This is a genomic window from Actinobacillus vicugnae, from assembly GCF_901687125.1.
Lineage (GTDB): Bacteria > Pseudomonadota > Gammaproteobacteria > Enterobacterales > Pasteurellaceae > Actinobacillus > Actinobacillus vicugnae.
The window spans coordinates 1-7697 of record NZ_CABFJY010000027.1 but is presented as its reverse complement, the minus strand read 5'-3'; the positions used below and the strand labels follow the sequence as shown (position 1 = coordinate 7697).

The window sequence follows — 7697 nt, the reverse complement described above, 5'->3', positions numbered from 1 at the left end:
AAGAACAAAAAGAAACGACGCACTGGATAACTTAACTTCGTTCACAACAGTGCGTCGTTGTGTGTGGTGCATTATAGAGATTTTCTAAGCCTATGCAAGTGTTTTTTGCAAAAAATCTTGAAAAATTCATCGAAAGCACACATTTAAAACAATTAGCCGATTAATTCTTCTAAAAGCGGTTAAATTCTATGATTTATTTGCAAGTTGCAAATTTAAGAAGATAAATAACCGCTTATTATAAAAAAATAAACCTCAACTTTATGGTTGAGGTTTATTTTTATTAGCGTCGATTTGCTAATTTTGAGTTTACGATTTCATAAACGCGTAATTTAGCAATTTCACGAGATAATTTTGCAGAAAGTTCTGCATTATTTGATTTGCTTAATGTATCTTCAGCTTTACGTTTTGCGGCAAGAATTCGTTGTTGATCTAATTCCTCACCACGAATCGCAATATCAGCAAGAACAGTAACAATGGCTGGCTGAACTTCTAAAAAGCCACCAGACACATAAATAAACTCTTCTTTACCATCTTCAAGGGTGTACTTAACCATACCAGGTTTAATCGATGTTAATAAAGGTGTATGTCCTGCATACACACCTAATTCGCCATCAATACCCGTTACACGTACGCTAACTACATCACCATTAAAGATTTCTTTTTCAGCACTTACGATACTAAGTTCAAATTGAGATGCCATGTTGTTCTCCTTTAGTTCCTAATTGGGGTTAGGGAACAATTACATCTTGCTCGCTCTTTCCACTACTTCATCAATTGAACCAGCCATATAGAACGCTTGTTCTGGGATATGGTCAAATTCACCTTCTAAGATACCTTTGAAGCCACGAATTGTATCTTTTAATGATACATATTTACCTGGAGACCCTGTAAATACTTCCGCAACGAAGAATGGTTGTGATAAGAAACGTTCAATCTTACGAGCACGAGCAACCACTAATTTATCGTCTTCAGATAATTCATCCATACCTAAAATAGCGATGATATCTTTTAACTCTTTATAGCGTTGTAATGTACCTTGTACGCCACGAGCGACATTGTAGTGTTCTTCGCCAACCACTAATGGATCTAACTGACGAGACGTTGAATCTAATGGATCCACAGCAGGGTAAATACCAAGAGATGCAATGTTACGGCTTAATACAACCGTTGAGTCTAAGTGAGCAAAGGTTGTTGCTGGCGATGGGTCTGTTAAGTCATCCGCAGGCACATAAACCGCTTGTACAGAGGTGATAGAACCTGTTTTTGTTGAAGTAATACGTTCTTGTAATACTCCCATTTCTTCTGCAAGTGTTGGTTGGTAACCTACAGCAGAAGGCATACGACCTAATAACGCTGACACTTCTGTACCCGCAAGGGTATAACGGTAAATATTATCTACGAAGAATAATACATCACGACCTTCATCACGGAATTTTTCTGCCATGGTTAAACCTGTTAACGCAACACGAAGACGGTTACCTGGTGGTTCATTCATCTGGCCATAAACAAGAGATACTTTATCTAATACGTTGGAATCCGTCATTTCGTGGTAGAAGTCATTACCTTCACGAGTACGCTCACCAACACCTGCGAATACTGAGTAACCTGAGTGCTCAATCGCAATATTACGGATTAATTCCATCATATTAACGGTTTTACCTACACCCGCACCACCGAATAAACCAACTTTACCACCTTTTGCAAATGGACAAATTAAGTCGATAACTTTAATACCTGTTTCAAGTAATTCAGTGCTGTTTGATTGTTCTTCGTAGCTTGGTGCTGCACGATGAATATCCCAACGCGCTTCTTCGCCGATTGGACCTTTTTCATCGATTGGCTCACCTAATACGTTCATAATACGACCAAGAGTCTTTGTACCTACTGGTACTTGAATTGGATTACCCGTATTTTCAACTTTTAAGCCACGTTTTAAACCGTCTGATGTACCTAATGCGATACAACGCACTAGTCCACCACCTAATTGTTGTTGAACCTCTAAGGTTAAGCCTGATTCAACTTTTAAGGCATCATATACTTTTGGTACTGCATCTTGCGGGAATTCAACGTCGATTACCGCACCGATAATCTGTACAATTTTTCCTGTTGCCATTACCTATTCTCCATTAAATTGCTGCGGCACCTGCAACAATTTCGTTTAATTCATTTGTAATGCTTGCTTGGCGAGCTTTGTTGTACACTAATTGTAATTCATCAATTAATGTACCCGCGTTATCTGTTGCGGCTTTCATTGCTACCATTCGAGCGGCTTGTTCAGAAGCGAGGTTATCGACAACTGCTTGATATACCTGAGTTTCTAAATAACGAACGAGTAAACTATCCAATAATACTTGTGGGTTTGGTTCATAGATATAATCCCATGAACCTTTTGTTTCTAATTCATCATCATCTAATTTAGGTAATGGAAGTAATTGTGCAATAACAGGTTTTTGCGACATTGTATTTTCAAAACGGTTATAGGCAATATAAACAGCATCTACTTCACCATTGCGGAAAGCGTTAATCATTTCATTAACTGCTCCGACAATGCGTTCCATTTCAGGGTTATCACCTAAGCCTGTTACCTGAGATCTCACTTTTAAGCCAAGATTCTGATAAAAGCTCACACCTTTCGAACCTACTAAGCCAAGTTCAACACTAACGTTTTTATCTTTTAACGTTTTAAACTCATTCAAAGTTGCTTTGAATAAATTGATATTAAGACCGCCACATAAGCCACGGTCGGTAGATACTACAAAGTACCCTACTTTCTTAATATCACGTACAGTTAAAAACGGGTGCTTATAACCAATGCTTCCTTTAGCAATATGGCTAATCACCTTACGGATGGTTTCCGAATAAGGGCGACCAGCAGACATACGCTCTTGCGTTTTACGCATTTTAGAGGTAGCAACCATTTCCATTGCTTTGGTGATTTTTTGGGTATTTTTCACACTTGCAATTTTGGTTCTTATCTCTTTAGCACCTGCCATAATCTTTCTCCGCTAGTCGTGATTACCACGCACCGTTCTTTTTGAAGTCTTCTACGATAGCTTTTAATTGATCTTTGATTGAATCATTATAATCGCCAGATTTTGCTAAATCCTTCATAAAATCGGTGTGATTACTATTTGCGAAAGCAAGTAAAGCAGACTCGAATGAACCGACACGCTCAAGTTCTACATCATCTAAATAACCAAATTCAGCAGCAAAAAGAACTAAAGCTTGTTCACTTACTGGCATTGGTGCAAATTGTTTCTGTTTAAGTAACTCAGTTACTTTTTGACCGTGAGAAAGCTGTTTGCGTGTTGCATCATCTAAGTCTGAAGCAAACTGAGCAAATGCGGCTAATTCACGATACTGAGCTAATGCAGTACGGATACCACCAGATAATTTCTTAATTACTTTTGTTTGAGCTGCAGAACCTACACGAGATACCGAAATACCTGGGTTTACCGCAGGACGGATACCTGAGTTAAATAAACTTGATTCTAAGAAGATCTGACCGTCTGTAATTGAAATTACATTCGTTGGAACGAATGCAGATACGTCACCTGCTTGCGTTTCAATAATTGGTAATGCGGTTAATGAGCCTGTTTGACCTTTTACTGCGCCATTTGTGAAACGTTCTACATAATCTGCACTAACACGCGCAGCACGCTCTAATAAACGAGAATGTAGATAGAATACATCACCTGGGAATGCTTCACGACCTGGTGGACGACGTAATAATAATGAAATTTGACGATAAGCAACCGCTTGTTTAGATAAATCATCATAAACGATTAAAGCGTCTTCACCACGATCACGGAAGTATTCACCCATCGCACAACCTGAATACGGAGCAAGGTATTGTAACGCTGCTGATTCAGAAGCTGATGCAACCACGATGATAGTATTTGCTAATGCACCGTGCTCTTCTAATTTACGTACTACGTTTGCAATAGTAGAAGCTTTTTGACCAATCGCAACATAGATACATTTAATACCTGAATCTTTTTGTGCAATGATGGCATCAATCGCTAACGCCGTTTTACCTGTTTGACGGTCACCGATAATTAACTCACGCTGACCACGACCGATTGGAACCATTGAGTCAACCGCTTTATAACCAGTTTGTACTGGTTGATCTACTGATTGACGGTCGATAACGCCTGGTGCAATCACTTCAACAGGAGAGAAACCATCATTATCAATTTCACCTTTACCATCGATTGGCTGACCAAGTGTATTTACCACACGACCTAATAAGCCACGACCTACTGGCACTTCTAAAATACGACCTGTACATTTTACAGTCATACCTTCAGCTAAGTCCGCATAAGGCCCCATAACTACCGCGCCCACAGAATCACGTTCTAGGTTTAACGCAATAGCATAACGATTGCCAGGTAATTCGATCATTTCACCTTGCATTACATCAGCAAGACCATGGATACGAATAATACCATCGCTTACTGAAACGATTGTCCCTGTGCTTTGAGCTTCACTCACCACATCAAACTGGGCAATACGTTTTTTAATCAATTCACTAATTTCAGTTGAATTTAGTTGCATTTTTTATTCCTCTTACAAGCTCAACGCTTGGCTTAAGCGATTTAACTGACCACGGCTACTACCATCAATTACTACATCATCATATTTAATAATAACGCCAGCAATAAGGGAGCTATCTAGTTGAACAGTTAAACGTACTTTTTGATTTAAGCGTTTTTCCATCGCGCTTGCGATTTTATCGATTTGTGCTTGACTTAATTCGCTTGCTGAAACCACAGTAATCTCTTTTACTGCTTCATGTTGTGCACGTAGCTCAATAAACTCATTAAGCACCGCAGGTAACACAACAAGACGTTTGTTTTCAGCCATTACACGAATAAAATTTTGCCCATATTGGTCAAGCTGGTCGCCACAGATTTTGAGAAAAGTTTCTGAAATCTGACCGCTTGCAAGAGACGAATTAATATATTCCGCCACCTGTTCATTTTCAGCAACTAATGCTGAAAACTGTAACATTTCTTGCCATTTATCCAACTGACCTTGCTCTAAAGCAAAATCAAAAGCTGCTTTAGCGTAGGGGCGAGCTACTGTACTTAATTCTGACATCTGCCCCACCTTGTTATAGTTCTGCAACTAGCTTATCAATAATGTCATTGTTCGCTGCTTGATCAACAGAACGACCAACAATTTTTTCCGCACCAGCAACAGCCAATGCAGCGACTTTTTGACGAAGCTCTTCTTGAACACGTTTGCGCTCGCTTTCTACTTCTGCGCGACCTTGTTCAATAATACGTTGACGTTCAACTTCAGCTTCTGCCTGAACAGACTCTAAAATTTCATTACGACGTTTGGTTGCTAAATCAATAATTTTTTGAGCTTCTTCTCTTGCTTTAATGAGTTCTTTTTCAACTAAAGCTTGAGTGTCTGCTTGTTCTTGTTTTGCTTTTTCCGCTCCAGCTAAAGCATCAGCAATATTTGCTTGACGCTCTTCAATCGCTCGAATTAGCGGTGGCCACACATATTTCATACAAAACGCAACGAACAGTGCGAATGCAATGAGTTGACCAATTAGTGTTGCATTTAAATTCACAACGCCTCCTATAAAAGTTAGTTAAATTACCCGAAGGTAATGCCTATTATTTACAGGGATTAGCCTAATAAACCAATGAACGGGTTAGCAAAGATGAATAATAATGCAATACCAACTGCAATCATTGAGATCGCATCTAATAGACCAGCAACGATAAACATTTTAGTTTGTAAGCTGTTTGCTAATTCTGGCTGACGAGCTGAAGACTCTAAGAATTTACCACCTAATAAAGCGAAACCAATCGCAGTACCAAATGCAGCAAAAGCTAATAAAATTACTGAACCAAAAATTGTTGCGGTAATTACGTTTTCCATAATGTTCTCCATAGGGTTGAGGATTAGCCGAAGGCTAGATTTAGTTAAATAAACATGAGTCAAAGTGGGCATTCGCCCGCTTTAGGGTTACTTTACAGAACAGGAGATCCCAGTCTACAAAATAAGGTAAGCGGTCAAAAAATGTCAAAATTTTGCAAATTTTAGACCGCTTTAATATTTAGTGATCCGCTTTGTTATAGCCGATACTTAAATAAACAATTGTTAGCATCATAAAAATGAATGCTTGTAAGGTGATAACTAAAATATGGAAGATAGCCCATACGATTTGTAACGGCACACCTAACATTTGTGGCACAATACTTTCTGCCATATACATCACTGCAATCAGGATAAAGATTAATTCTCCTGCATACATATTACCGAATAAACGGAACGCAAGAGAAATTGGTTTCGCAAGTAAAGTTACCACTTCTAATAAGAAGTTTACTGGAATAAATGCCCAGTGATTAAACGGGTGTAACGTATATTCTTTAACAAATCCGCCAAAACCTTTTGAACGAATAGTGTAATAAATAATCAGGAAGAATACACCGATTGATAACCCTAGCGTACCACTAATATCAGCTGTCGGAACAGCGCGTAAATAGTGAATACCGAATAAGTTCGCTAATTGAGGTGGAAAATCTACTGGAATTAAGTCAATCGCATTCATAATGAATACCCAGCAGAAAATCGTGAGTGCTAATGGACCAACTTCATGACGAGGACCATGAAAGTTATCTTTTACAACACCATTTACCCATTCAACCACCATTTCAACAAAACATTGCAATTTTCCAGGTACACCTGTTGTTGCATTTTTGGCTACTTTGCGGAAGAAATATAAGAAGATAACACCAGAAACCACTGAGAAGAACAGTGTATCTAGGTGCAGGTTCCAGAAAGAATCACCTGTTGTTAAAAACGTTAAATGGTGACCAATATACTCTGCGGTAGTCCCAGCCATAATTTATCCTTTATAAATAAAAAACTATGTTGTTTGCCGACTTACTAACATCGGTAAGAAGATATTTAAAAATAATGCAAGAAAATACCCCGAAAAAAACAGCAAAATTTGAAGAGAAGGAATTAAAGTCAAACTCGCAATCAAAAGACTGATTGCAGTAAGCCATTTTATTCCCTCTCCCCAATAGAAAGCGGTCATTTTTGTTCGATCTTTTGCAGTATTTCTAAAGAAAACCCAATAGACAAATACGCAATGCGGAATAAAACTCGCTAAGCATCCGCTAAAGAAAGATAAGGCGCTATTACTCCTCATCATAAGGAACAAAAAGCTCAAGCCTAAGATGACAAACCATTCAATAAATAGCGCTTTGCGATATTGTAATTTTGCTCGATTGATTACAGCAGACATTTTAACCCTTTTGCGTTTAAATTTACTCCAATGGACTCAATCCGCCCACTGTAAAATCAATGAAAATATCGCCAAAATTATACTCTACAAACGCTAAGTTTTAAACTAAAAGAGGTAGAAAATCTCTGTTCATTTTTATTTTTTGTTAAAATTTGGTTACCAGTTGTTAATTTTATAAACAAAAGTAAAGAGTACTTTAGGGCAAATCAACAGCTTTTTATAATTTGGAACAACATACTAACGCTGTTTAAAGGAAATGAACATTTACTTATCCATAAAAACAAAACCTCCCATATGATCTGCACCCCAAAAGTTGGACTAAACAGCCAACTCACTAAGGTGCAGATTTTTTTATGACTAAATACAATCAATCTTTCAAACAACAAGTCATCGAATTTTATCTTCAAAATGGTAAAAATCG

9 protein-coding genes are annotated in these 7697 nt (G+C 38.1%); all 9 read right to left on the bottom strand.

The window, feature by feature from the left end:
- Positions 1-280 precede the first annotated feature (280 nt).
- A complete protein-coding gene (locus tag F8M47_RS07205; RefSeq protein ID WP_150539450.1) occupies positions 281-700 on the bottom strand; it encodes a F0F1 ATP synthase subunit epsilon in 420 nt (139 codons plus the stop codon).
- Positions 701-739: 39 nt separating this feature from the next.
- On the bottom strand, positions 740-2113 hold the full coding sequence (atpD, locus tag F8M47_RS07200; protein ID WP_005599061.1) for a F0F1 ATP synthase subunit beta: 1374 nt from the start codon (positions 2111-2113) through the stop codon (positions 740-742).
- Between the two features lie 13 nt (positions 2114-2126).
- Positions 2127-2993, bottom strand: a complete 867-nt coding sequence (atpG, locus tag F8M47_RS07195; protein ID WP_150539449.1) for a F0F1 ATP synthase subunit gamma — start codon at positions 2991-2993, stop codon at positions 2127-2129.
- Positions 2994-3015: 22 nt separating this feature from the next.
- Positions 3016-4557, bottom strand: coding sequence for a F0F1 ATP synthase subunit alpha (gene atpA, locus F8M47_RS07190; RefSeq protein ID WP_150539448.1), 1542 nt, complete (start codon positions 4555-4557; stop codon positions 3016-3018).
- Positions 4558-4569: 12 nt separating this feature from the next.
- Positions 4570-5103 (bottom strand): F0F1 ATP synthase subunit delta, encoded by a 534-nt coding sequence (gene atpH / locus F8M47_RS07185; protein WP_150539447.1) that lies wholly within the window; start codon positions 5101-5103, stop codon positions 4570-4572.
- A gap of 13 nt (positions 5104-5116) precedes the next feature.
- Entirely contained in the window at positions 5117-5587 is a 471-nt protein-coding gene (atpF, locus tag F8M47_RS07180; protein ID WP_150539446.1) for a F0F1 ATP synthase subunit B, read from the bottom strand.
- 59 nt (positions 5588-5646) lie between these two features.
- Positions 5647-5901 carry a F0F1 ATP synthase subunit C gene (gene atpE, locus F8M47_RS07175; RefSeq protein ID WP_025236987.1) on the bottom strand — a complete coding sequence of 85 codons (255 nt, stop codon included), beginning with the start codon at positions 5899-5901 and terminating at the stop codon, positions 5647-5649.
- A 178-nt stretch (positions 5902-6079) separates the two neighbouring features.
- Entirely contained in the window at positions 6080-6868 is a 789-nt protein-coding gene (gene atpB / locus F8M47_RS07170) for a F0F1 ATP synthase subunit A (protein ID WP_150539445.1), read from the bottom strand.
- A 24-nt stretch (positions 6869-6892) separates the two neighbouring features.
- Complete coding sequence (locus F8M47_RS07165; RefSeq protein ID WP_150539444.1) at positions 6893-7276, bottom strand: ATP synthase subunit I; 384 nt, start codon at positions 7274-7276, stop codon at positions 6893-6895.
- Positions 7277-7697: the final 421 nt, after the last annotated feature.

Bases quoted from the DNA above. Each gene is read 5' to 3' on its own strand.
- F8M47_RS07165 (WP_150539444.1), bottom strand. From the start codon at position 7,276: ATGTCTGCTGTAATCAATCGAGCAAAATTACAATATCGCAAAGCGCTA.
- atpE (WP_025236987.1), bottom strand. From the start codon at position 5,901: ATGGAAAACGTAATTACCGCAACAATTTTTGGTTCAGTAATTTTATTA.
- atpA (WP_150539448.1), bottom strand. From the start codon at position 4,557: ATGCAACTAAATTCAACTGAAATTAGTGAATTGATTAAAAAACGTATT.
- atpG (WP_150539449.1), bottom strand. From the start codon at position 2,993: ATGGCAGGTGCTAAAGAGATAAGAACCAAAATTGCAAGTGTGAAAAAT.
- F8M47_RS07205 (WP_150539450.1), bottom strand. From the start codon at position 700: ATGGCATCTCAATTTGAACTTAGTATCGTAAGTGCTGAAAAAGAAATC.
- atpD (WP_005599061.1), bottom strand. From the start codon at position 2,113: ATGGCAACAGGAAAAATTGTACAGATTATCGGTGCGGTAATCGACGTT.
- atpH (WP_150539447.1), bottom strand. From the start codon at position 5,103: ATGTCAGAATTAAGTACAGTAGCTCGCCCCTACGCTAAAGCAGCTTTT.
- atpB (WP_150539445.1), bottom strand. From the start codon at position 6,868: ATGGCTGGGACTACCGCAGAGTATATTGGTCACCATTTAACGTTTTTA.